This is a genomic window from Phaeodactylibacter xiamenensis (assembly GCF_965229835.1).
Lineage (GTDB): Bacteria > Bacteroidota > Bacteroidia > Chitinophagales > Saprospiraceae > Phaeodactylibacter > Phaeodactylibacter xiamenensis.
In genome coordinates this window covers 4,087,969-4,108,936 of the sequence record NZ_OZ245931.1, presented here as the reverse complement: position 1 = coordinate 4,108,936, position 20,968 = coordinate 4,087,969, and the positions used below count along the sequence as shown (strand labels likewise).

The following is a 20,968-nucleotide window of genomic DNA, read 5'->3' as shown; positions in this document are numbered from 1 at the left end:
TTCATAGAAACGTTTTACGAATCCTCTACGCGATTTTTTAACTGAAAGCTACAGTAATGAAGGTTTTATTATTGAGTTTGTGCATCTGTTTGCCAGTGTTTATAGTTGCTCAGTCCAAATTTAGTATGCCCCTGGAGCTCCAGCATTATTCGAAGATTGCATCAATCAGGATATATGATAGTACTTATTATCTAACTGCTTTGAGTGAACCGACAGGATTGTCAGGTTTTGGAGGTATTTTGAAGTTCGCAAATATTTCGACGGAAGGTGAAATAAATTGGGAAGAAGATTATTCTAATGGGATTTATATGGGGCCACCTCAAGAATGGGGAAATCAAGGATTGTATAAACATAGTGAGACTGAAGTGTATTTAGCAGGCAACCATTTAGAACAAGAGAACGGCTACTCAGATGGTTTTCTAATGAAGACTAATATACAGGGCGATAGTATTTGGATGAAAACTTATGGAAGCCCATTTAGTGACTTGATTGGTGGAGTTGAATCACTAAATGATAGCACTTTGCTTATCTATGGCAATTACAATAAATTTTCCTCTGAACCTTCCCAGATTTGGACTTTTGCCGTTGATCTAGAGGGGAATGTACTTTGGGAAAGGTTTTACGCAGGGGAGTATGGATTTGTTACTCAAAGGGACATCGCTGTTCTGGAAAATGGGAATATAGTCATTCTCTACAATGAATGCCTTTCATATGAATCATGTGGTTCAGGGGTAGACAAAAGGCTACGACTATTGTGTATAGATGCTGAAGGAAATGAGCTTTGGACTACCACCCTAGCAGAATATTATTTACAGGGAGCACTCAGCAGTAATGTTATCGAATTGAATAATGGGCAATTTTTGGTCTCCTTTTTTCGAGAGATTGGACAGGGAATTCGGCGCCCACCAATTTTACTATGGGTAAGCCCGAACGGAGAAGTCTTACAACAATATAGCTTTGATGAGTATATAAGTCTTTCCAATTACATTACAGACTTATTTCTAACTGAGTCAGGTAATATAATTGGATTAGGGGTTTTAGACACAAGTATTGAAGGTGAGTTTTATGGTGGCGTTGGATGGGTGTTTTCCATGACACAGTCGGGGGAGCTCAACTGGGAGCGTATGTTTTTGGACAATAGCGGAAATTTCCATATTGGAGTATTGCACTGTGGGCTTGAGACAGAAGAGGGAAGTCTAGTTTTTGGCGGTTATCTTGAGGATAGTGTTTCTTTTAAACATACCGCCTGGCTCCTAAAACTAGACAGCGCCGGCTGCTACCACCCCAACTGTGAGGAAGGCCTGCAGTTTGTAGATGTGGAGGAGATTGCGGCACCGACCTCTAGTGTAAGCGCTTACCGTACCTATCCAAATCCGATTTCCAGCGGGGAAGTCCTTCAATTAGCAGCTCTGGTGGATACGCCTCGGGCAGCGCGGGCACAATGGCTGGATGCGTACGGCCGGCAACTGGCGGAGCACGGGCTTGACCCTTTGCCGCTCCAAACTATTCCAGTTGGAGACTGGCCACCGGGCGTCTACTTCTTGCGGCTTATGGAGGAGTCTGGGCGGGCTTTGCAGGTGCTGCGGGTGCTGGTGGAGTGAGGGGGGGGATAAGGTTAAAGTATTCAAGTTTAAAGGGTAAAGGTTTTAAGGTTAATGGGGTAATGGATAAAGGTTAAAGTGGCAATAAACTCACCGGGTGCACTACGCCAAGCCATTGCCTGGGCATTCACCTGGTGTGCTGTGCTAGGCTAGGGTAAGCACGCCGGGCGAAAGAAGAGCGCCCGGCGAGACCGCCTCACTGGGTGCACTACGCCCAGCCGCTGCCGGGGCATTCACCCGGTGCGCTTTTGGTTTGCTCATAGTCAGTACGCCCGGCGAAGGGACCGACTCCGTTTTTAACTACGTCGGACGGAGAGTGCGCCGGGCGGGGCAGCTTCAAATATGCTTCTGGCAGCCTGCCCCGCAAAACCTCCCAAAACAAACCGCCCGCCCCACTGTTGAACATTCCAAAAAGCACAATGGATAAGCTGTGGTCATATTTCAAGAACCTGTTCCAGCAAGCGGAGGAAAGCTCGCCTTCCCAGCCGCTTATCCATGAGATGATTGAGCGCAGTGCGGAAGAACGGGAAGACTACCAGTTCTGGAAGGAAACGCTGGTGCTGCGCCGCCTGCTCAACTGGCTCAACGAACAGTATGCCATCTACCGCATCCGGCCCGATGATATCGACGAGGCGCTGGACTTCCTCAATACGCCTTCCTCTAAAGGTTTTGTGGTCCATTTTAGTCAGACGGGCTACAGTCAGCGGGATGTGCAGCACTTTTTTGATTACCTCAAGGAGCAGGTGCTGGCACTGAAGTACCGCACGCAAATTTCCGACCGCCGCAGCTATCAGCGGGCCAACTGGGTGGAAACCATCGAGCGGCACTACCTCAAGCCGGGGCTGAGTATCCGCAGCAATCAGGAGGAGGATGGGCGCTTCGTGCAGCACTTTGGCAACATTATGATTGAGCTGGAGCACCGCAACGACCGGGTGCACAACCTGCGCTTCCGGGCGACCACTTACAACGACAGCCTCTTCAAAGCCCCTGCTGAGTTTGGAGAGCTGATGCAGGGGGTGCTGAGCTAGGGGAGAGCCAGGTTGAGGTTGAGGCTAAGGTTGAGTGGCTTTGCGATGGCTTCCAGGCGGGAATAGCTTCCTATTCCTCTCCCCTGCAGCCCAAACCTGGTCTCAACCTCAACCTTATCCTCAACCTCCCTTGGGATCCCTCCCGGAACCCCCTACTTATTAATCCAGTTTTTCTTCTCCTGCTCGATATGCTCCAATTCCAGCGCCACACCGTACTTTTCTTTCAGATGCTTAGCCAGGGCGTCGGCTGCGTAGACAGAGCGGTGCTGCCCGCCGGTGCATCCAAAGCTGACCATTAGGTTGGTGAAACTGCGCTCTATGTAGTCCTCCACGGCTTCGTCCACAATTCGGAAGACATCGTTCAGGAATTCCCCCATCTTGCTATGGTGCTGCAGGAAGTTGATCACCGGCTCGTCCCGGCCCGTGAGCTGTTTGTAAGGCTCATAGCGCCCGGGATTATGCAGAAAGCGGCAGTCGAAAGTGAATCCACCGCCGTTGCCGGAAGGGTCAGGCGGGATGCCGCCTTTTTTGTAGGAAAAGCTATGGATACGTACCGTGAGCAGGCTCTGCGCGCCCCGCTCCGTATCGAAGGGCTCAAACTGACCGGAAGCCACCACCTGCTCAATGGCTTTTTTCAGTTCCGGCAGTTCCACCGCTATGCGGCCCTGACTGAAGAGTTCCTGTACGTTATCGAGGGCAAAGGGGATGCTTTTGAGAAAATGCTCTTTGCGCTCGTACAGCCCGCGCAGCCCGTAGGCGCCCAGCACCTGCACACTGCGCATCAGCACAAAGCCGTAGTAGTAGCGCCGGAATGCCGCCCGGTCAATCTTCGTAAGCTGTGTGGCGGTGTCGAGGTAGTGGTCGAGTAGGGCTTCGCGGTGCTCATCCGGGATATTGGCTTTGGCCTGATACAGGAGGGAAGCCAGGTCGTACTGCAAAGCCCCCCGGCGCCCGCCCTGATAGTCGATAAAGAAGGGCTTGCCACCCCGCACCATAATGTTGCGGGACTGAAAATCGCGGTACATGAAGTGATCGGTGCCGGCTTCCAGCAGGAAGTCTGCCAGGCGATGGGCGTCTTCTTCCAGCCGCTGCTCATTAAAATCGGTACCCGCCAGCCGCAGAAACTGATATTTGAAGGCATTGAAATCCCAGAGCATCGACTGTTGGTCAAACGCAGCGCGGGGGAAGCACTTGCTGTAGTCCAGCCCCTGCCCGCCCCTGATCTGCACCCGGGCCAGGTCTTCCACCACCCGCTTGTAGATGGTCGTCAGATGATTGGGGAAAGGGCCATCGTCGCGCTGAAGCAGGTAGCTGTAGAGGGTCGTCGCCCCAAGGTCTTCCTGCAGGTAAACGTTATTGTCCAGCTGTTCCACGTAAATCTCCGGTACCGGTAGCCCCTTGGCATGAAAGTGGCGGGAGAAGCCCACAAAAGCCTCATTCTCCTGCCGGTTGGGGCTGTAGGTGCCTATCGCACTTTTGCCATCGTGCTGCAGGCGGTAGTAAATGCGCGCCGAACCGGAAGGCGCAAGGGGCAGCATCAGCTCCGGGCTGACGCCTGCCCATTCTTCAAAAAGGTCGGATAAGTGCTTCTCGAGCAGGGATGTCTTCATGCTGCGAAGTTGCGAAAAATGCGGGAGATTCTTATCGTTTCAACCGCCCCCAAAAGGGCACTTTCAGGCTGATATTGACGTTGCGGCCCTGCTCGGGCACATTGATCAGGCGATAGCGGCTCAGGTGGTTGAGGTAGAAGACATCGAGGGCATTCTGCAACTGCACATTGAACTGCAGCGGCTGCGGCCCAAACCAGTGCAACTTCAGCCCCAGTGCTGCCCCGAATAGTTGATAAGCAGGCGTGGAGCGTTCCGACCGGTCTACACGGTAGGGGCCTTTCGCAGCAAAGGCGTATTGATGGCTGACCTCAGCGTAGAAGGAAGCGACCCGGCTGTTCCGGGGCTCCACCGTATAGCGTAGGCTACTTTGTACCGTGGGCTGAGGCGTAAAGGGCAGCGCCAGTTGGGTGCGAATATTGTAGCTCTGCACGAAGTCGGCGGTTTGCGAAAAGCGCCAGCGGGGGAAAAAATCCCAGTCGTACTGCACTTCAAAACCGGTATAAATGGCATCATCCTGCCGGTACTGGAAAATCTGTCCGGACTCCGGGAGAGGCGAAAAACGGGCCGGGAAAGTCGGTCCCAGGTAGATGTAATTGTCAAAATAATTGAAGTAGGTCGCGACCATACCGGAAAAGCGGGGGCGTTCCCACTCCAGGTTGAGGTCAAGCTGATACCCATGCTCGGAGTCCAGCCCGGGCGTGCCCATCTCGTGGCGGAAGGTGCCGTGGTGGATGCCATTGGAAACCGTCTCTGCCGGGTAAGGCACCCGGAAGCTCTTGCCAATATTGGCTTTGAACTGAGCGCGGTCTTCCCAAAGCACAGCTGAAAGCCCAGCTGAGGCGGACCAGTTGAAAAACTCCGGCGTCGTGACCGGCGTAACCAGGGAATCGGTGATATTCTCATTGCTGTCCCACACCCACTGCCGGTAGAACTCCGTATCGTTGGTGGCATAGTCGAGGCGCAGCCCGCCGTTGACAAGCAGGTCCTCCGAAAGCTGCTTTTCCACCAGCCCGAATACCCCCGCCCGGAAGGTGCGGAAGTCAGGCAACAGGAACTCGAAGCCTGCCCGTTCATTGAACTGCCACTGCGCGTTGCCGCCGTAGACTTCCCGCCAGCCGTTGGCGCCTTCGCGCTCGTAGTGGAGGTCAGCACTGAACGTTTCCAGCAAAAACTGCAGCCCGAGCGTATTGCCGGGGTCAATCTGCGAACTGGGAATACTGTGGAATTCCGGAAAGGAAAACTCCTGCCGCAGATTCCGTTGATAGCCGATGTTGAAATTGATGTGCCCCTGCGGCAGCACCAGGTCCTGATGCAGGCTCAGGCGCGTATGCTCCACCTCTTGTTTGGGAATGTCGATATCCCGGCGGTTACCATCATCGGTGAGGGCGTAGGAACGGGGGATACCTACGGCGCCCGAGAACAGCCCTGCTTCCAGCTGATAGCGGCTGAAGGTCAGGCGGGTGATGCCCCAGTCGCGGTTGAGCCCGGTGGTGACGCTGATAGTGCGCTCATTGCCTGCCGTATTTTTGAGCCTTTCGTCGATGATGGGCAGCCTAAAGGTGTTGTAGTCGAAGGTCTCTGCCGGCACCCGGTAATCGGCAAAGTCCTGATGGCTGTACTGGGCCTGGGTAAAAAAGCCATTGAGGTTGAAGCCCAGCTTGGCAGAGCCGCCCCAGTGGGCGTTGTTGGTGCGGTGCAGGCCCATTATGCTGCCCAGTATCACGCCTTCCGGGGGCACTCTTCCAGGCATAATGTTGATCACGCCGCCCAGCCCGTCTGAGCCGTACTGCAGCGAAGCGGGCCCCTTGATGATTTCCACCCGTTCCACCCCGAACTGATCGATTTCCAGGCCGTGGTCCGCTCCCCATTGGTGCCCTTCCTGCTTGATGCCCTGATGGTTGACGATGATGCGGTTGGAGGACAGGCCCCGGATCACCGGTTTGGCGATGCCCGTTCCTATGTTGATGGCGCTGAGCCCCGGGAGCTTGTCGATAGATTGGGCAAAGGTACCCTGCAGGTTTTCCTCGATCACGGTTCCGGTAAAGTGCTCGGTGGCTAGGGTTTCTTCCTGCTTGGCGTGCTCTTCGGTGACGACCACAGTTTCCAGTAGCTCCTGCGCATCCTGCAGCGTGACGGGGGGGAGCTGAATGGGAACGCCCTTGTAGTGGATGGGCTGTTCTATCGTCTCATAGCCTACAAAAGATACCCGGAGCTGATGCACCCCAGCGGGCAATGTGCTGAATCGGAACCGACCTTCTTCATCTGCAATCCGGACCAGGCTGTCCGGCAACAGCAATACTGTGGCTCCGGTCAGTGGTGCCGCCTGTGGGTCAACCACCCGGCCGGAAACCTGCGCGGCGGCGGACTGTAGCATCAGAAATGAAAGTACGGCTAGTATGTATTTTGAAAAGGCTCTTTTTCTCATATGCAGCTTGTAAGGACCTAAGTTAGCCCATTTTGCTATCAGGCTTGCAAAATAACGCACTTGATGCAACATAGTTGCATTTGAGAAGGTTATCTTTGTGAAGTAAATGACGCTTTTGACTTATGAATTCAATTCAAACTATTTTTACCGGAACTGTCCTTTTCGTTTTGCTCGCCATGAGCTGTGGCGGATCTGATGAAGTGGATATATCTGCCCCATCTATGCAGATACTCTCCCTGACTCCTGCTCCTGAGGCCGGCCTTGTTTGCGGAAGTATTGAAGACACGGTCTTTACAGTTCTTGGTGGAGAGACCCTGGTGGCATCTTTACGCTTTGCTGACGACCGCTCTTTGTCCCAGTACAAAGTGGATATCCATAATAATTTTGACTGCCACGGGCATGGGGGGAGTGCCGCACCAGGCGTCGCCGTACCGAATGTGAGCAATCAGACGGAGGACTGGACGGTGCTCGATATTAAGGGGCTTTCGGGCGAGGCTGCCGAAGAGCAGTTGCAGCTGCAGGTGCCTACAGACGTTACTTCGGGCATTTATCATTTTCAGATCCAAGTCATTGATGAAGCCGGTAATGACAACCCTTTGGCCAATTTTTACAGTATCCGTGCGATCAATCCTACAGACGGAGAAGCGCCAACGCTAACGGTTAGCTCCCCCTCTCAGACCAGCTTTACTGCCGCAAAGGGAAGTACCGTCACCTTTTCCGGGACGGTTGCCGACAACTACTCCCTGAGCGAAGGGGGCAATGGCATTGTCTTTCTGAGCTATACAGACCTGAGTTCAGGCAACACTTTTAGCACAGGCGCTTATGTCGCCTTTGATGCAGGGGTGGAAAAAGATTACAATTTCGATTTTGAATATACCATTCCCCAAACACTGAAAGCCGGAAACTTTCGCTTTAGGGTGGACGCACACGATGGGGTGCGGAATACAGCTGAACCGGTTATTTTCGAAGTGGTCGTTACGGACTAGTGACTCAAGGTATAGATCTCTGAAGCTTGGGGTGTCAAGGATTTATGGTTTGAGGCACTAAAGGCATTCATCACAGAGCCCTTCAAGGGTGAGGTTTTCCCGCTCGACTTTATAGCCCTTCGGGGCTTGGGCACGGATGACGACTTCGCCTTCGAGGCAGATGGTTCTGCCGCAGGTCCGGCACTGAAAATGCGCATGCTGATCGTGGTGGGCGTGAGTGGTGCAATCGGCAAGGCACAGTGCATACCGGCTAATGCCACCACTGTCTGCTGCCAGGTGGATCAGCCCCTTGTCCTCAAAGGCTTTGAGGGTGCGGTAGAGGGTAATGCGGTCCGGGTTATCGAGTTGAGATTCGAGTTCCTGATTAGAAAGTGCCTCCCCTTCAGAAGCCATGAAAAGCTCAAGGACTTCCTTTCGGAAAGCGGTCTTCCGTAGTTGGTGCGATTCCAGTTTCTGGAGAATGTCTTCTTCCCGGACCATACTGCGCGGTTTATAAATTAATTGCCTTTCAAATGTACAAAATTGAGGGGGATTAGGTTGAATGGGAGGCGTACACAATAAAAATTATTGCAACGGCGTTGCATTTAGAAGGTTTGTTTTTTCATACTAATTCAATATACCGCAGCCCGGGATGGAAATTCCGGGCTTTTTGCTTTCGGAAGTTAAGAGATGAGCCCCGGGCAAAAAAAAGCCCCGCCTGATTTTGCAGGCGGGGCTTTTCCAGTACTACTACAGAGGGTTATCCACAGGCAATTTTGCCGACTCTCCGGGCGTGCCGCCCTCCCTCAAAGGAAGCGGCCAGAAAAGCCCGGGTAATCTCAACAGCGGTTTCTTCCTCAATGAAACGGACCGGCAAAGCGAGCATGTTGGCATTGTTGTGCTCCCGTGCCAGGCTCGCCAGCTCCGGAAGCCAGCAAAGCGCCGCTCTGATTTCCTGATGCTTATTGGCGGTTATCGCCACACCATTGCCACTGCCGCAGAGGACAATCCCGAGTTGTGCCTCGCCCGATTCCACCATCTCGGCGGTTGGGTGCACAAAGTCAGGATAGTCAACGGAATCCGGTGAATCCGTGCCAAAATCCCGGACCGTCCAGCCTTCCGATTCAAGGAAAGCAATGATCCGGTCTTTGTAAGGGTAGCCGGCATGATCGCACCCGATGGCGATTGTTTTTTTAGCGTCCTCCATTGCGTTGTTGCATCAGATTTTCCGGCATTTCCATTTGGAATGGCTCAAACAGGCGCTGTAGCTCCTGCGCAAATGCCTCGTCATTGTTTTGCCGGGCGGCTTGCACGATATCATCCATGGTGCGCATCGCCAGCATGTATTCCGTTTGGAAGCTACTCTCCAGAATTTCCGGATCGAGGGAGTTGTAGTAGTCCAGCTCGTCAGCGGTGCGTTCTGCCAGAATCTGAAGGTGCGGCTTCGCTTTTTCATACGCCCCGGCTTCCAGGTAAACGCTAATCATGTAGTAGGCCCGGTAATCGTAAGGGAAGTTCATATCCGGGAAGACCTCAAAGTATTTATCGATGAGCTCAACCGCTTTTTCTGTTTCCCCGTTACGTTGCAGCTGCAGGGCGGCGCGGCGCATACTCAGCTGATGGCTTTGTACACTTGGAGCATAACTGCGGTCCACAAAGAGCTTCTCATTGTCGAAGTTGCCCCACATGAAGTCGTTCATAACGTGCTCGTAGACCTTTTCACCGTCCACTCGTCCACTGCCAATGATGCCGTACTGCTGCTCACTAGCCGACTTCACAGGGACGATGCGCAGTGCCAGGCCTTCCAGTTGCATGTAGTCATCCAGGCCGAAGAGCTTCTCCTGCCGGGCCGTTACTGCAAAATAAATGGGGCGGTCCCAGAGGTTGCTGCCAATTACATCCAGTATCGCCAATTCATCCTTGATCATGTAATCTTTGGACTGCAGGTTGAGCGGTATGGCATCTACAATATTGGCGGTATCCTTTTCACTGACGACGCCTTTGGCAAGGACTTCCTGCTTATTGACCGGAATATAAACCTGCTTGGTATCGTAGTAGCTTTCCACCTCGCGGGCACCCGAAGAAAATGGCAGGGTGATCGGATGGTCGCTGCCCACAAACTCCAGGAAGTTCTGCAACGTTTTGGGGCGGTCCTGCCCGGTCGTATTGTAATAGAACAGCTGATTCCGCATATTGCCGCGCAGAGCCTCGCTCGGGATCGTCATTTTGATCGGTGGAGAGTCATTGACCTTCCGGCGCAGCAAATCAATGTACCAGTCTACGGCGATCAGGCTAAGGTTAACGACCCGTACATCGGTGCGGATGCCTTCTACTTCCTGTGCATACCAAAGCGGGTAGGTATCGTTGTCACCGTAAGTGAAGATGATGGCATTCTCCTCCACACTCTGCAGGAAGTTATTGGCATAGTCGCGGGCACCAGAGTGATCAATTCGGCTGTGATCATCGAAGTTTTGCGTGCCCATGAGTGCGGGCGCTATCAGGACTACTGCTGCTGCTACTGCTGCTGATGCCGGACCGGCGAGTTTGACACGTTCCCGGAGCAGCTCGAACAGGGCCAGCACTGCCATTCCAACCCAAATCGCATAAGTGAAGAAAGACCCTACGAGTACATAGTCCCGCTCCCGGGGCTCATTCGGAGGCTGATTGGAATAGATAATGATACCGATACCGGTAATGATGAACAAGGCCAGGAGCCCCGTAGCCTCATTAGGCCGTTTCCGGAAGTGGAAAATCAGCCCCAACAGCCCGAACAGGAACGGCAGCATATAGTAGACGTTGCGGCCTTCTGCATTTTTCTCGGCTTCCGGGAGTTTATCCTGATTGCCCAGGCGGGCTTCATCCAGGAATTTGATGCCCGAAATCCAGTGGCCGGCAGATTTATCCCATGGATAAAAACCCTGTTCTCCATTTTGCCGGCCGGAGAAGTTCCACATAAAGTAGCGCCAGTACATCCATCCCAGCTGATAATTTACCAGGAAGCTGATGTTGTCCGCCTGATTAGGCCGGCCCGGAGGCAGCGGCTTGCTTGGGTCCATGCCTACCCACTGCTTGTACAGCCCCGGGCGTCCCTGACTGTAATCGCCCATACGGGGGAATAGCATTTTGTCCTGATCCCGGTAGACGTAGGAAATTTTTTGGTCCACGATCTCATAGCGGTCGCCTTTACGGCCGTAGCGGTCTTCGATTTCTGTCTTCATGGGGCGCGCATCAAAGTGCGGACCACGCAGCAGGGCGCGTTCGCCGTACTGTTCCCGGTTGAGGTAAGGCAACAGGCGCATAGCATCGGTTGGCGCGTTCATGTTGATGGGCGGGTTTGCATTGGCACGGATCACCACCAGCCCGATAGTAGAGAAGGCGACGATGACCAACGCAGCGCCGATGGCAAACAATTGCATTTCCCGCCGATAGCGGTTGAGCAGTGAACTCATGAAGAAGCCTAAAGCGCCGATAACTGCAGCACGGGCCACCATACGGATAAACCGGCCACCGCCCATGCTGTTTTCAGCGTACAGCCCGATCAGCAGGAATACGCCCGCCAGCACGTACATCGGTACCGGAGAGGTAATCTTTCCGTGCACATACATGAGTAGTAGCACGATGATGGCAGCTACGACGATGAAAGTCGGGATGATGCCGGAGTGGAAAGGCAGCCCCAGCCCGTTGACCATCAGGAGGTCGAAGGTGGACCAAAGCCCCGGAATGCCAACGATCACAAAGTTTTGAACGGCCACGATGATCGCCACGCCTACTGCAGCAGCGATAGCGATGCCCTTCCAGGTGTATTCATTGTATTTTTTGAAGTAGTAAAACAGCGCCAGTGCCGGGAAGGTCAGCAGGCTGAGCAGGTGGACCCCGGTAGAAAGACCGGCAGCATATACTGTGAACAGCAGCCAGCGGTCGGCTGAGGGCGTGTCCGGCAGATTGTACCACTTCATCATTGCCCACAGCGTAAGGGTGGTGAAGAAAGTGGACATGGCGTAGACTTCACCTTCTACGGCAGAGAACCAGATAGAGGTGGCAAAGGCAGTGGTCAGACCGGCGACAATTCCTGCACCGGCGAGTGCAATATTCTGCCCGCTGTCCGGCGTACCTTCCCGGCCTACAAGCGCCATCTTGCCCAGGATGATGGTTGTCCAGGCAACAAAGGCGGCAGCAAAAGCCGTGGAAATACCCGACATCAGGTTGACCGCAAAGGCAATATCAGCGGGGTTGTCTGAAAGGAGCTCTGCGAACCAGGTGAACAACCGGCCCACCAGGATGAAGAAGGGGGCACCCGGTGGGTGGACCACCTGTAGTTTGTAGGCTCCAAGGATGAATTCTCCACAGTCCCAAAGGCTGCCGGTGCGCTCGGCGGAGAAAAAGTAGACCGTCAGCGCGATAGCAAATACCAGCCAGCCAGCGATAGTGTGTAAGCGGTTTGTTGATCCCATTTATGTTTTTCTTTTTTCGCCGGCTACTGATGGGCAATGGTAACTTTAGCCCGGGCTCCGGCAGTAAGAATTGCAAAAGTAAAAAAATCTTGGCAGTGCAGGGCAGCAATACCTGCTGAATACTTGGGGCTCCCTTCCCTGATTTAGGCCTTCTTTTTCGGGGGAGTCCGAACTAAGGCTTATTTTCGCTTCTTCATAAACCCGAAAACCGGCAGGGTTCAATTCCTTTCCGGAAATTCATGCCTAATCTGTTTTGATATGCTCAAGCTTCTTGTCACCGGACTGATCCTCTATGCTGCCTACAAATTCTTTTTTGGCCCCAATGCTATTGGCAGGGGACAGAAGGAGGAGCGGGACCAAATCCGTTACGATGACCAGCGCAAGGCGTCACGCCGTGAGGATAACGATGAGGACTACATTGACTACGAAGAGGTGGATTAGCCCTGACTGTGCCCGGGCGTGAAAATCTTGCACGTGAGCACCGTAAAGTCATCCGGGTAGATATTTTCCCCTTTGAAGGCCTCCAGGTAGCTCATCAGCTTTTGGTTGAAGTCTGTTGCCGTGAGCTTGTAGTTGGAGCGGACGAAGCTGTACAGCTGTTGTTCGTTCAGGTATTCTTCCTTCTCGTTTTGCAGGTCAGTCAGCCCATCGGTAAAAGTCAGGATGATAGCCTCTCCGTCCAGATTGACTGCACCTACTTCCAGTTCCGGCAGCTCGGGGAAGGACCCCAGGATGGTGCACCCCCGGTCCAGCAGTTGTACTTCGCCATCGTTGACCAGTACGGGCGGGTTATGGCCGGCGTTGACGTAGCTCAGCGTCTGCGTCTTCATATCGTAGGCTGCAATGAAGAAGGTGATGAACCGCTCGCCTTTGGTGATGAGGTTGACGGAATGATTGAGATCGCGGACAAATTCGCCCAGGTCGGCCTGCTTCTTGATCAGCGTATGGAAGTTAGCCTGAAAGTTGGCCATGAGCAGCGCGGCAGCCACCCCTTTACCGGAAATATCGCCTATGCAGAAAATGATGCGCCCGTTGTCAAACTCCATGAAGTCGAAGTAGTCGCCGCCCACTCCGTAGTGCGGCTTGTAGATGCTGTCGAGCTGATAGCAGCTGGTATAAGGCAGTTGTTTGGGAATGAGCATGCGCTGCATTTCGCCCGCCAGTTCCATTTCCCGCTTGAGGCGCTCCTGCTCCAGTTGGCGTTTGAAGAGGCGCTTGTTCTCAATGGCCACAGCCACGATATTGGTGATGGTAGTGATGAACTGCACCTTGTTGTACATGTCATCTTCCTCGTTAAAGCCACCGATAAAGACGTAGGCAATGGATTTTTCCTTGTGCCGCACCGGGATGACCACATCAAAACGTCGAATGAAGGGGTGCTCCTCCTCGTCTACACTGATCAGGCGGGTGTATTTGTGGAATTGCTTACTGACCTCCGGGGTAGGGATTTCCTCCTCAATACCGATACTTGCCATACACTTCCACATTCCGCTATCCTCATCCTGTACGAAGAGCGCCATTTTCTTCACGCCGATTTCCCAGCTCAGGAAAGACCGGTACATATTGAACAGCCCCTCAGCCGACACATTATTGTTGATGGCTTGGGTAATGTTCAGCAATCGGTTGATTTGGAGCTGTTTGAGGTTTAGCTCACGCTCCAGGGATTCGATGCTCGACAGTCCTTTTTTTAAATCTGAGAAACCAGGCATGGTTATTTTTGTAGTTTTCCGGAGGTATTCCCGGCCAGTGTGCAGTAAATATAGTAAACTCCGCTTCGGCACCTAAAGTCAAGGCCTGATTTAGCAACCTGTTAACATGAAAATTTTTCTTTTCGAACCTTTTTTTTCTGGCAGCCACCGGCAATGGGCGGAAGGGTATCAGGCCCACAGCGCTCATGAGGTCACTTTGATGACCCTGCCCGGCCGGCATTGGAAGTGGCGGATGTTTGGCGGAGCGCCGGCTTTGGCTGAGCAGTTGCGAAAGCAGGATGAGCGCCCCGATCTCATCCTGGCGACTGATATGCTGGACCTTGCGGGCTTTTTGGGGCAGGTGCGCCATCAGGTGCATGGAGTACCCGTAGCGCTTTACTTCCACGAAAATCAGCTCACCTACCCATGGTCTCCGACTGATGAAGACGTAAAAGAGCAGCGTGACCGGCACTATGCCTACCTCAATTTCACCTCAGCCCTGGCTGCTGATGCAGTGTTTTTCAACTCTAACTACCACCGCAAAGCTTTTCTGGAGGCTTTACCTGGCTTTCTGCGGGCCTTCCCGGATACCCGCGGCTTGTCCCATCTGCCCGGTCTGGCAGCCAAGAGCGAAGTGCTGCACCTTGGGCTGCCCCTCCGGGCTTTGAAGGGCGATGCCCGTCCGGTGGCAGGCCCGCCGGTCATTTTGTGGAACCACCGCTGGGAATACGACAAAGGGCCGTTAGATTTTTTCCAGCTCCTCTTTCGCCTGCAGACAGAAGGGCTACCCTTCCGGTTGATTGTACTTGGCGAAAACTACCGGGGTGCACCGCCTATTTTTGCGGAAGCGAAAGCGCGCCTGTCCGCCCACATCCTGCACTGGGGCTACGCAGAAAGCCGTCAGGATTACGCCCGCCTTTTGCAGCAAGCCGATCTGCTTCCTGTCACGAGCCGGCAGGACTTCTTTGGCGGGAGCGTGGTGGAGGCGATTCATGCCGGTTGCTACCCCATTCTGCCCGACCGCCTCGCTTTTCCGGAGCACTTGACAGCCGCTGACCGACAGCAATATCTATACACCACGGCAGAAGAGCTGTACCAAAAGACCAAAACACTGCTAGAGAAAGGCAGCGTCAGCGCCCCATCTCAGCTCTCTGATTTTGTAGCCCGCTACGATTGGAGTATTTTAGCCGGGGCTTACGACAAGCGGTTCGTGCAGCTGATACAGCCATAATCAAACAGGATCAGGGGCTTTTGAACCCCCTACAACTCACTAGATATGAAAAAACTCCGGTACGAAGGGCAGGAAATGTCCTACCATGCAGAAGGTAAAGGCACTCCGGTGGTGCTGTTGCACGGCTTCTGCGAAGACCACAAAATTTGGGAAGAATTTCAGAACGATCTGCGCGAAGAGCCCTATCAGGTTATTGTCATCGACCTGCCTGGCTTTGGGGCTTCCGATGTGGTAGAGGGGATTACCATCGAAGGGATGGCCAGGCGGGTACACGCCTTGCTGCAGGAGCTGGGTGTAGGGCCAGCGGTGCTCATCGGGCATTCCATGGGCGGCTACGTAGGGCTGGCTTTTGCCCGGTTGTTCCCGGCAGCTCTGCTGGGGCTGGGGCTTTTCCATTCTCACCCCTATGCAGATGAGGAGGAAAAGAAAGCGACCCGGCAGAAGAGTGTGGAGTTCATTAAGCGGCAGGGCCATATCCTTTTTGTGAAACAGCTGATACCTGGCCTCTTTGCCGACAACTTTGCCCGTAGCAACACCTTTTTGCTGGAAAAACTCATCTACCGGGCGGCCAAATTCCCCAGTGAAGGCATTATTGCGGCACAGCAGGCGATGATAAACCGGCAGGATGAAACGGAAACACTGCGCCAAATTCAGGTACCAGTTTTGTTCATCGTAGGGAAAATGGATAGTGCTATCCCAGCGGAGAAAAGCATAGCCCAAACCCATCTGCCGGCGGTAGCTTCCATCCACATTCTGGAAAAAGCCGGTCATATGGGGCAGTTTGAAGCCCGGAAGGCCACGCAGCGCTACGTGCGGCAGTTCATAGCCTTTTGCGAAGAGAAAGCCAACAGCTGATGGGCTTCAGGGACGTGCTCCTCTTTCTGGCGGCCATCGCCCCCGGGCTGCTCATCTGCTGGTACATCTACAAAATGGATAAATACGAGCGGGAACAGCCCTTTCCGCTATTCGCCACCTTCTGGTTAGGGGCTTTTGCCACCCTGGGCGTGGTCAGGATTGAGACCTGGGCGACTTACTCGCCATTCCTTCAGGGGGAAGGAGTATTATTTACCCTCTTTTCCTCCTTCATTGTGGTGGCCCTGACGGAGGAGCTGGTCAAATACCTTTGTTTATTCCTGTATCCTTACCGATCCCGTTTTTTCAATGAGCCCATGGACGGCATCGTTTATGCGGTGATGATCGGTATGGGTTTTGCAACGCTGGAGAACCTGATGTACGCCCTGCAGTACGGGTTGGAAACGGTTATTTTGCGCGCCTTTACAGCGGTGCCTGCCCACGCAGCCTTTGCCATCATCATGGGCTATTATTTTGGGAAAGCCAAGTTTGAGCCCGACCCGAAAATACGCCGGAAGCGGCTGCTCATGGCCTTGTTTGCGCCCCTTGTCATCCACGGATTGTACGACTTCCTCATTTTGCAGGAAATCTACGAGGGGCTCATTGCGCTCGCCATAGCTGTGCTTATAGCCAGTATCATTTTCGCCCGGCAGCTGCTGTTGGAACAGCAGGAGAATTCGCCTTTTAAGGAGTCGTAGGGTTTCGGTAATGGTTTGTCGTTGTGGAAGGTTCTTCACCCTTTTTTTCCGTCGAATCTTTACTTTCAGGCATCAAGTCTAATATATAGAACCTATTTTTGGAGGGGCATTAGGAAAAGAAAAAATCATGGCGATCACGACCTACCTCCTTGGTGTAGGGGAGCGATCTGAAGAAACATTTTTAGAAAAACTCAAGACTATGTTGGGAATTCGCTTTTGGAGCGAATGCAGTCAAATTTTATTCTGGACAAGGCGCGATGAAGGAGCCTAGCCAAAGCTAAGCGACTGAAGAGCAACGAAGTGCAGGATGAAATTTGGCAAATGCAGCCCAAAGGGTGAAGTCCCAGCGTAGTCTAATGACACAGCGTTGAGCGTAAAACCTGAAGTGATGAGTACATTAGAGCAAATTTTAGAAAGAGGCAGAAGGGAGGGACTGGACAAAGGGGTTTTCAAAAACCGTGTATTCAACCTCCTCAAAACCGTCCTTCTCTTTCCGAACTGGACTGCCATCAAACTGTCCGACTTCACAGAAATAGAGCCCGGTACGGTCCGCACTTTTCTGGAGGTACTGGCGCAGGGCGATGCAGCCGCGCTGCACAAGTACGTGAGCGAAGATTTACTTTCCGATATTCCTTTGAGTAAAGAGGACGAGGAGAAACTGAACCGGCTTATTGGGCAGCTTGCTGGTAGCTAGATTGAAGTGTGCCTTTCTGTTTTGACGCCCTACTCAAATAAAAGATGAATCAGGCGTTTTTCTGCCTTTTCAAAGCAACCTAACTTACCTTTATCCTACCGGCTATACTCCGGGCAGCGCACATCCCCGAAGTAGTACAGCAAGCCTATCCCCAGTGTGATGAAGGTGTCATTGTTGTTGCTGTTGCCCCGCTGTGTGCCTTCCCGGCCAATTTGGCTGTTGGGCGCGCCTTCCACTTCGATGGAGCGGTCGGACAAGGCAACCGCAAGCTCATTGCGGAGTTGCAGTATGTCATCTTTGTCGGCATAAACGGTGCTAACATCATCGAGGTAGTCGGTGAAGAGGGTGCGGGCATTTAGCTCCAAGTTCAGGCTCCACTCGTAGCTGAGGTCTACCTTGAAGCCGAAGCCATAAGCCAGGCCGCCGCTCACACTGTAGTATTCCTCGCCTTTGAACTGCCCTTCAGTGCCCAGCGGGCGGAGTTCTACCATTTCCCCCTGATACTCCGTCATGGGGTTGAAGTGGAAAACATTGAAGCCGGCAAACAGATAAGGGGTGAAGAATTCGTCCGGGTCACCGTGCTTGTAAGGCAGGAAATTGAACTCGAACTGAAAGGTCCCGTCGATGATGTTGCTTTCGAAACTCAGGTTACGTGCCCTTTCAAAGGCATTCGGGGAGTCCGCATCGGAGGCCGAGACTTGTGCAAAATTAGCGGAAGCCTTAAAGCACAACCGCTTGTTGAAATTGTAACGGGCAATCAGTCCGCCCGCCAGCCCGGGGTTGCTGAAATCATAATCGGTATTCAAATCCCCAAGGTAGAAGGAGCTGCCGATCCAGCCACCGGCTTCCCAGCCCTTTTGAGCATGAGCAGTGGTGGTGCAAAGGATGGCGAAGGCCAGTACGGCCCAGGTATATGTTTTCACGATGTTCATGTTATCCAACGCTAAAGTTTGTCTTTCCTGTAAAGGAACGCAAAGGTAGGAAACATGGTATATTTAAATGGAGATTAAATGAATTATCAGCAGAGGAGCACTAGTGAACCTCCCAATGCCCTGATCTGGCAAAATCAGCTGATTAGGGCATTGGGAGGCTAAGGTTAGAGGGGGGCAGGTGTTACCGTACAATCGGCAGTCGTATCTGTGAGGGGTACGCTGCAGAATGGTGCACCTGATTGCGGGCTTTGACGCCTTCGGTCTCGTCCCAGTTGTTGCCACCAGTGTTGAGGTTGCGGGTAAAACGCGGGAAGTTGCTGCTCGATACCTCAATACGGATGCGGTGCCCTTTCTCAAAGTAGTTGCTGGTGGACATAGGCGTGAGGTCGACTTTGTACACTTCTCCATTCTCCATGAGGACTTCCTTGTCGTAGCCCTCCCGGTAGCGCACGCGTTGGATGGTCTCGTCCAGGTTGTAAGCCCGCCCGTCCGGATACACATCGATGAGCTTGACCGTGAAATCGGTGTCTTTGGCATCAGAAGAGACGTAGAGGGTGGTCTCAATAAAGCCACTGATTTCCACGCCTTCTTCCAGGGGCGGGGTGGTATAGACCAGGATATCCTGCCGGGCTTCCAGTTCCTGCTGATCGAAGGCACCGCCGTCGATGGCACCACCGGTACAGCAAACGTTGCCGCCTACGCTGGGCACCGGGTTCATTGGGTCGTAGGTGAAGGCATCGGGCTGATCCGCTGCATCGGGCATTTGGGTAGTCAGCACACCGTTGCCGAAAAGGCTGTTGGCTTGCCCTTCACTGTCAAGGTAGAAGGTGGTCATTTCTGCCGATTGAGGAGGCCAGGTTTCGGCGGTTTGCCATTGGTTGCTGCCCATAGTGTAGTAGCGCACCCTTGGCATTTGGGCCGGGTCCTTACTTTTATCATCCTTCAGCCAGTAATCGAACCAGCCGTAGATCAGCTCATCGTAATTGAGGCGGGCGTCGCCTACACTTCGCTCTCCCACAATCGTATTTTCGGTGGCGCGGGTGTAGGCACAGTGCAGCACGGGGGCGATGACCAGGTACTGGTCCGCGCCCACTTCCGGATTTTCACGCACGTGGTTGAACAAGGCGAGATTGGGGCTGATGGACACATCATACCAGGAGGTAAACCAAAAGCTCGGCACGCCAAAGCCCATCGTATCGTGGTACAAGCCGCCCTCGAACCAGGCCGGATCATTGGGCTTGCGCTGAATCATTTCACTGTAAATACCACGTGGCCCATCCACGTTTTCGATGATGTCCTTTACCGGCAGATGCCTGAACGCCTCCTTCCAGTCCACATCAGGCGGATCGGGCACAAGGTCGAAGAAGCGCGACATGCGGATGAGCTCTTCCTGCGTCGCATCCTTAGGAAACATCGGGCGGATACGGCCATTCTGAACCCAGTACAACCAGGAGGTAAAGAGCATCTGCTGAGCACCGCCCCGGTACCAGTTGCCCTGCTCGTAGTAGTCGCCCACCGTGCCAATACCGGCACCATAACCCTGTGGTATCATAGCAGCATGGGAAGGGTGGTCGAGGGCAGCCACGGCCATTTGCCACTCCGCCGTGGAGGAACAGCCGAGGGTGCCAATTTTCCCATTGCACCATTCCTGATCGGCCATCCAGCTAAAGGCATCGTAGCCATCAGTCAGTGGGACGCCAAGGATGTCCCACTCCCCTTCGGAAAAATAGCGGCCGCGCTCATTTTGAACCACGTAGGCGTAGCCGCGCTTTACGGCTTCCATGGCTCGTTGGATTTGGCGCTTGTTGAGCTTGCCCTCCGAATAGAGGTTGAAATTATAAGGTGTGCGGGAAAAGATGACCGGTACGGGCTCGTCCGTTTTGGGCCGGTAGATATCGGTGGCCAGGCGTATGCCATCGCGCATAGGCATCATGACTTTTTGCTCCACGATGGCGATTTCCTGCACTTCTGCCCAGAAGGCGTCAGCTTCGTCCTGGCTAAATGCAGGCAGGGCAACGGCAAGTAGGCCCAGAAATAGCAAGGCCTGTAGAATGTGTTTTTTCATACTAATCGAAAGTGTTATTGGTCAAAACAGAAGTCCGGCATCTATCGGATGTCGTACTCCAGGGCATTAAAGTCCTCAATATACGCCAATACATTGGGCAGGTGGCTAAACTCGGCTGGCTTGTGCGTTGTGGTGACGACAATTACCGGGCTGCCGGCGTTGTGGGCTGCTTCGGCGCCGGTGGGGCTGTCTTCAAAAATAACGCAGTTTTTGACCGGTATGCCCAGCCCGGCGGCCACCAGCTGATAGATTTCAGGATCGGGCTTGCCTTTTGTGACATCGCCCGCATGTTTCACTGTGGCGAAGTAGTCGCGCAACTCCAGATTGTCCAGCACAAAGTCCACGTTTGCCTGAGGTGCCGCCGTGCCAATGCCCATAGGCAGTTCCGCCTCCCAGGCTTCTTCCAGAAAGTCCGACAGCCCATCGATCAGTTGCAATTGCTCCTGAAAGACCCGGCGGTATTCAGCTTCCTTGTCCTGCGCGTGGTATTGGCGCTCCTCGTCATTGAAGCGGTCTCCAAACAGGCGCAGCAGGATTTCCTCGTTCACCCCGTGGATTTCCCTGCGGACCTGCTCCAGCTCCATGTCCATGCCAAGGCTGCTGAGTTTACGCTGCCAGGCTTCGTGGTGCGCCATCATGTTGTCGACCATCGTGCCGTCCATATCAAAGATGAGGCCCTGAGCAGTGGTTTGGTATAAAGTGATTGGCATGCTTGGTTTTTGTGGTGA

17 protein-coding genes are annotated in these 20,968 nt (G+C 53.5%); 8 read left to right on the top strand and 9 right to left on the bottom strand.

Annotation, left to right across the window (positions count from 1 at the left end; genetic code table 11):
* Window positions 1-56: 56 nt before the first annotated feature.
* Together ACO08I_RS15595 and ACO08I_RS15590 are read left to right on the top strand one after the other, a co-directional pair.
* A complete protein-coding gene (locus tag ACO08I_RS15595) occupies window positions 57-1,601 on the top strand; it encodes a hypothetical protein (protein ID WP_421946413.1) in 1,545 nt (514 codons plus the stop codon).
* 419 nt (window positions 1,602-2,020) lie between these two features.
* Complete coding sequence (locus ACO08I_RS15590) at window positions 2,021-2,629, top strand: hypothetical protein (protein WP_044149575.1); 609 nt, start codon at window positions 2,021-2,023, stop codon at window positions 2,627-2,629.
* Window positions 2,630-2,781: 152 nt separating this feature from the next.
* Here the strand turns inward: ACO08I_RS15590 and ACO08I_RS15585 are convergent, their stop codons facing one another.
* Both ACO08I_RS15585 and ACO08I_RS15580 read right to left on the bottom strand, forming a co-directional pair.
* Window positions 2,782-4,239: a RapZ C-terminal domain-containing protein gene (locus ACO08I_RS15585; protein ID WP_421946412.1), complete on the bottom strand. Its 1,458-nt coding sequence runs from the start codon at window positions 4,237-4,239 to the stop codon at window positions 2,782-2,784.
* A 31-nt stretch (window positions 4,240-4,270) separates the two neighbouring features.
* Window positions 4,271-6,664, bottom strand: a complete 2,394-nt coding sequence (locus ACO08I_RS15580) for a TonB-dependent receptor (RefSeq protein ID WP_421946411.1) — start codon at window positions 6,662-6,664, stop codon at window positions 4,271-4,273.
* Between the two features lie 122 nt (window positions 6,665-6,786).
* Between ACO08I_RS15580 and ACO08I_RS15575 the strand changes: the two genes are divergently transcribed.
* Window positions 6,787-7,650, top strand: a complete 864-nt coding sequence (locus ACO08I_RS15575) for a DUF4625 domain-containing protein (RefSeq protein ID WP_421946410.1) — start codon at window positions 6,787-6,789, stop codon at window positions 7,648-7,650.
* Window positions 7,651-7,707: 57 nt separating this feature from the next.
* On the opposite strand, the gene ACO08I_RS15570 is transcribed toward ACO08I_RS15575, so the two are convergent.
* From ACO08I_RS15570 to ACO08I_RS15560, 3 genes are all read right to left on the bottom strand, one after another.
* The gene (locus ACO08I_RS15570; protein ID WP_282784559.1) at window positions 7,708-8,130 is read right to left on the bottom strand and encodes a Fur family transcriptional regulator; all 423 of its coding nucleotides are present in this window, start codon (window positions 8,128-8,130) and stop codon (window positions 7,708-7,710) included.
* 259 nt (window positions 8,131-8,389) lie between these two features.
* The gene (gene rpiB / locus ACO08I_RS15565) at window positions 8,390-8,836 is read right to left on the bottom strand and encodes a ribose 5-phosphate isomerase B (protein ID WP_282784558.1); all 447 of its coding nucleotides are present in this window, start codon (window positions 8,834-8,836) and stop codon (window positions 8,390-8,392) included.
* Window positions 8,823-12,080, bottom strand: coding sequence for a protein O-mannosyl-transferase family (locus ACO08I_RS15560; RefSeq protein WP_421946409.1), 3,258 nt, complete (start codon window positions 12,078-12,080; stop codon window positions 8,823-8,825). The genes rpiB and ACO08I_RS15560 overlap by 14 nt, the downstream gene beginning before the upstream one ends.
* Before the next feature lie 258 nt (window positions 12,081-12,338).
* Between ACO08I_RS15560 and ACO08I_RS15555 the strand changes: the two genes are divergently transcribed.
* Window positions 12,339-12,521 carry a hypothetical protein gene (locus tag ACO08I_RS15555; RefSeq protein ID WP_282784554.1) on the top strand — a complete coding sequence of 61 codons (183 nt, stop codon included), beginning with the start codon at window positions 12,339-12,341 and terminating at the stop codon, window positions 12,519-12,521.
* Here the strand turns inward: ACO08I_RS15555 and ACO08I_RS15550 are convergent.
* Entirely contained in the window at window positions 12,518-13,789 is a 1,272-nt protein-coding gene (locus ACO08I_RS15550) for a GAF domain-containing SpoIIE family protein phosphatase (protein ID WP_282784553.1), read from the bottom strand. The two genes, ACO08I_RS15555 and ACO08I_RS15550, sit on opposite strands and share 4 nt — an antisense overlap.
* A 106-nt stretch (window positions 13,790-13,895) precedes the next feature.
* Between ACO08I_RS15550 and ACO08I_RS15545 the strand changes: the two genes are divergently transcribed.
* From ACO08I_RS15545 to ACO08I_RS15530, 4 genes are all read left to right on the top strand, one after another.
* The gene (locus tag ACO08I_RS15545) at window positions 13,896-14,999 is read left to right on the top strand and encodes a tRNA-queuosine alpha-mannosyltransferase domain-containing protein (protein WP_421946408.1); all 1,104 of its coding nucleotides are present in this window, start codon (window positions 13,896-13,898) and stop codon (window positions 14,997-14,999) included.
* Between the two features lie 45 nt (window positions 15,000-15,044).
* Window positions 15,045-15,854, top strand: a complete 810-nt coding sequence (locus ACO08I_RS15540) for an alpha/beta fold hydrolase (RefSeq protein ID WP_421946407.1) — start codon at window positions 15,045-15,047, stop codon at window positions 15,852-15,854.
* The gene (locus ACO08I_RS15535) at window positions 15,854-16,549 is read left to right on the top strand and encodes a PrsW family intramembrane metalloprotease (RefSeq protein WP_052515830.1); all 696 of its coding nucleotides are present in this window, start codon (window positions 15,854-15,856) and stop codon (window positions 16,547-16,549) included. The genes ACO08I_RS15540 and ACO08I_RS15535 overlap by 1 nt, the downstream gene beginning before the upstream one ends.
* Before the next feature lie 388 nt (window positions 16,550-16,937).
* Window positions 16,938-17,243 carry a hypothetical protein gene (locus ACO08I_RS15530; protein ID WP_293567012.1) on the top strand — a complete coding sequence of 102 codons (306 nt, stop codon included), beginning with the start codon at window positions 16,938-16,940 and terminating at the stop codon, window positions 17,241-17,243.
* 95 nt (window positions 17,244-17,338) lie between these two features.
* On the opposite strand, the gene ACO08I_RS15525 is transcribed toward ACO08I_RS15530, so the two are convergent.
* The 3 genes from ACO08I_RS15525 to ACO08I_RS15515 form a co-directional block, all read right to left on the bottom strand.
* Entirely contained in the window at window positions 17,339-18,166 is an 828-nt protein-coding gene (locus ACO08I_RS15525) for a DUF6089 family protein (protein ID WP_282784545.1), read from the bottom strand.
* 190 nt (window positions 18,167-18,356) lie between these two features.
* Complete coding sequence (locus ACO08I_RS15520) at window positions 18,357-20,240, bottom strand: CocE/NonD family hydrolase (RefSeq protein WP_421946406.1); 1,884 nt, start codon at window positions 20,238-20,240, stop codon at window positions 18,357-18,359.
* A gap of 41 nt (window positions 20,241-20,281) precedes the next feature.
* Window positions 20,282-20,950: an HAD family hydrolase gene (locus ACO08I_RS15515; protein ID WP_421946405.1), complete on the bottom strand. Its 669-nt coding sequence runs from the start codon at window positions 20,948-20,950 to the stop codon at window positions 20,282-20,284.
* Window positions 20,951-20,968: the final 18 nt, after the last annotated feature.

What these genes read in the sequence shown, in the direction of transcription:
- ACO08I_RS15530 (WP_293567012.1), top strand. Translation starts at nt 16,938, where the DNA reads ATGAGTACATTAGAGCAAATTTTAGAAAGAGGCAGAAGGGAGGGACTG.
- ACO08I_RS15555 (WP_282784554.1), top strand. Translation starts at nt 12,339, where the DNA reads ATGCTCAAGCTTCTTGTCACCGGACTGATCCTCTATGCTGCCTACAAA.
- ACO08I_RS15515 (WP_421946405.1), bottom strand. Translation starts at nt 20,950, where the DNA reads ATGCCAATCACTTTATACCAAACCACTGCTCAGGGCCTCATCTTTGAT.
- ACO08I_RS15520 (WP_421946406.1), bottom strand. Translation starts at nt 20,240, where the DNA reads ATGAAAAAACACATTCTACAGGCCTTGCTATTTCTGGGCCTACTTGCC.
- ACO08I_RS15540 (WP_421946407.1), top strand. Translation starts at nt 15,045, where the DNA reads ATGAAAAAACTCCGGTACGAAGGGCAGGAAATGTCCTACCATGCAGAA.
- ACO08I_RS15580 (WP_421946411.1), bottom strand. Translation starts at nt 6,664, where the DNA reads ATGAGAAAAAGAGCCTTTTCAAAATACATACTAGCCGTACTTTCATTT.
- ACO08I_RS15575 (WP_421946410.1), top strand. Translation starts at nt 6,787, where the DNA reads ATGAATTCAATTCAAACTATTTTTACCGGAACTGTCCTTTTCGTTTTG.
- ACO08I_RS15570 (WP_282784559.1), bottom strand. Translation starts at nt 8,130, where the DNA reads ATGGTCCGGGAAGAAGACATTCTCCAGAAACTGGAATCGCACCAACTA.
- ACO08I_RS15560 (WP_421946409.1), bottom strand. Translation starts at nt 12,080, where the DNA reads ATGGGATCAACAAACCGCTTACACACTATCGCTGGCTGGCTGGTATTT.
- ACO08I_RS15550 (WP_282784553.1), bottom strand. Translation starts at nt 13,789, where the DNA reads ATGCCTGGTTTCTCAGATTTAAAAAAAGGACTGTCGAGCATCGAATCC.
- ACO08I_RS15595 (WP_421946413.1), top strand. Translation starts at nt 57, where the DNA reads ATGAAGGTTTTATTATTGAGTTTGTGCATCTGTTTGCCAGTGTTTATA.
- ACO08I_RS15585 (WP_421946412.1), bottom strand. Translation starts at nt 4,239, where the DNA reads ATGAAGACATCCCTGCTCGAGAAGCACTTATCCGACCTTTTTGAAGAA.
- ACO08I_RS15545 (WP_421946408.1), top strand. Translation starts at nt 13,896, where the DNA reads ATGAAAATTTTTCTTTTCGAACCTTTTTTTTCTGGCAGCCACCGGCAA.
- rpiB (WP_282784558.1), bottom strand. Translation starts at nt 8,836, where the DNA reads ATGGAGGACGCTAAAAAAACAATCGCCATCGGGTGCGATCATGCCGGC.
- ACO08I_RS15590 (WP_044149575.1), top strand. Translation starts at nt 2,021, where the DNA reads ATGGATAAGCTGTGGTCATATTTCAAGAACCTGTTCCAGCAAGCGGAG.
- ACO08I_RS15535 (WP_052515830.1), top strand. Translation starts at nt 15,854, where the DNA reads ATGGGCTTCAGGGACGTGCTCCTCTTTCTGGCGGCCATCGCCCCCGGG.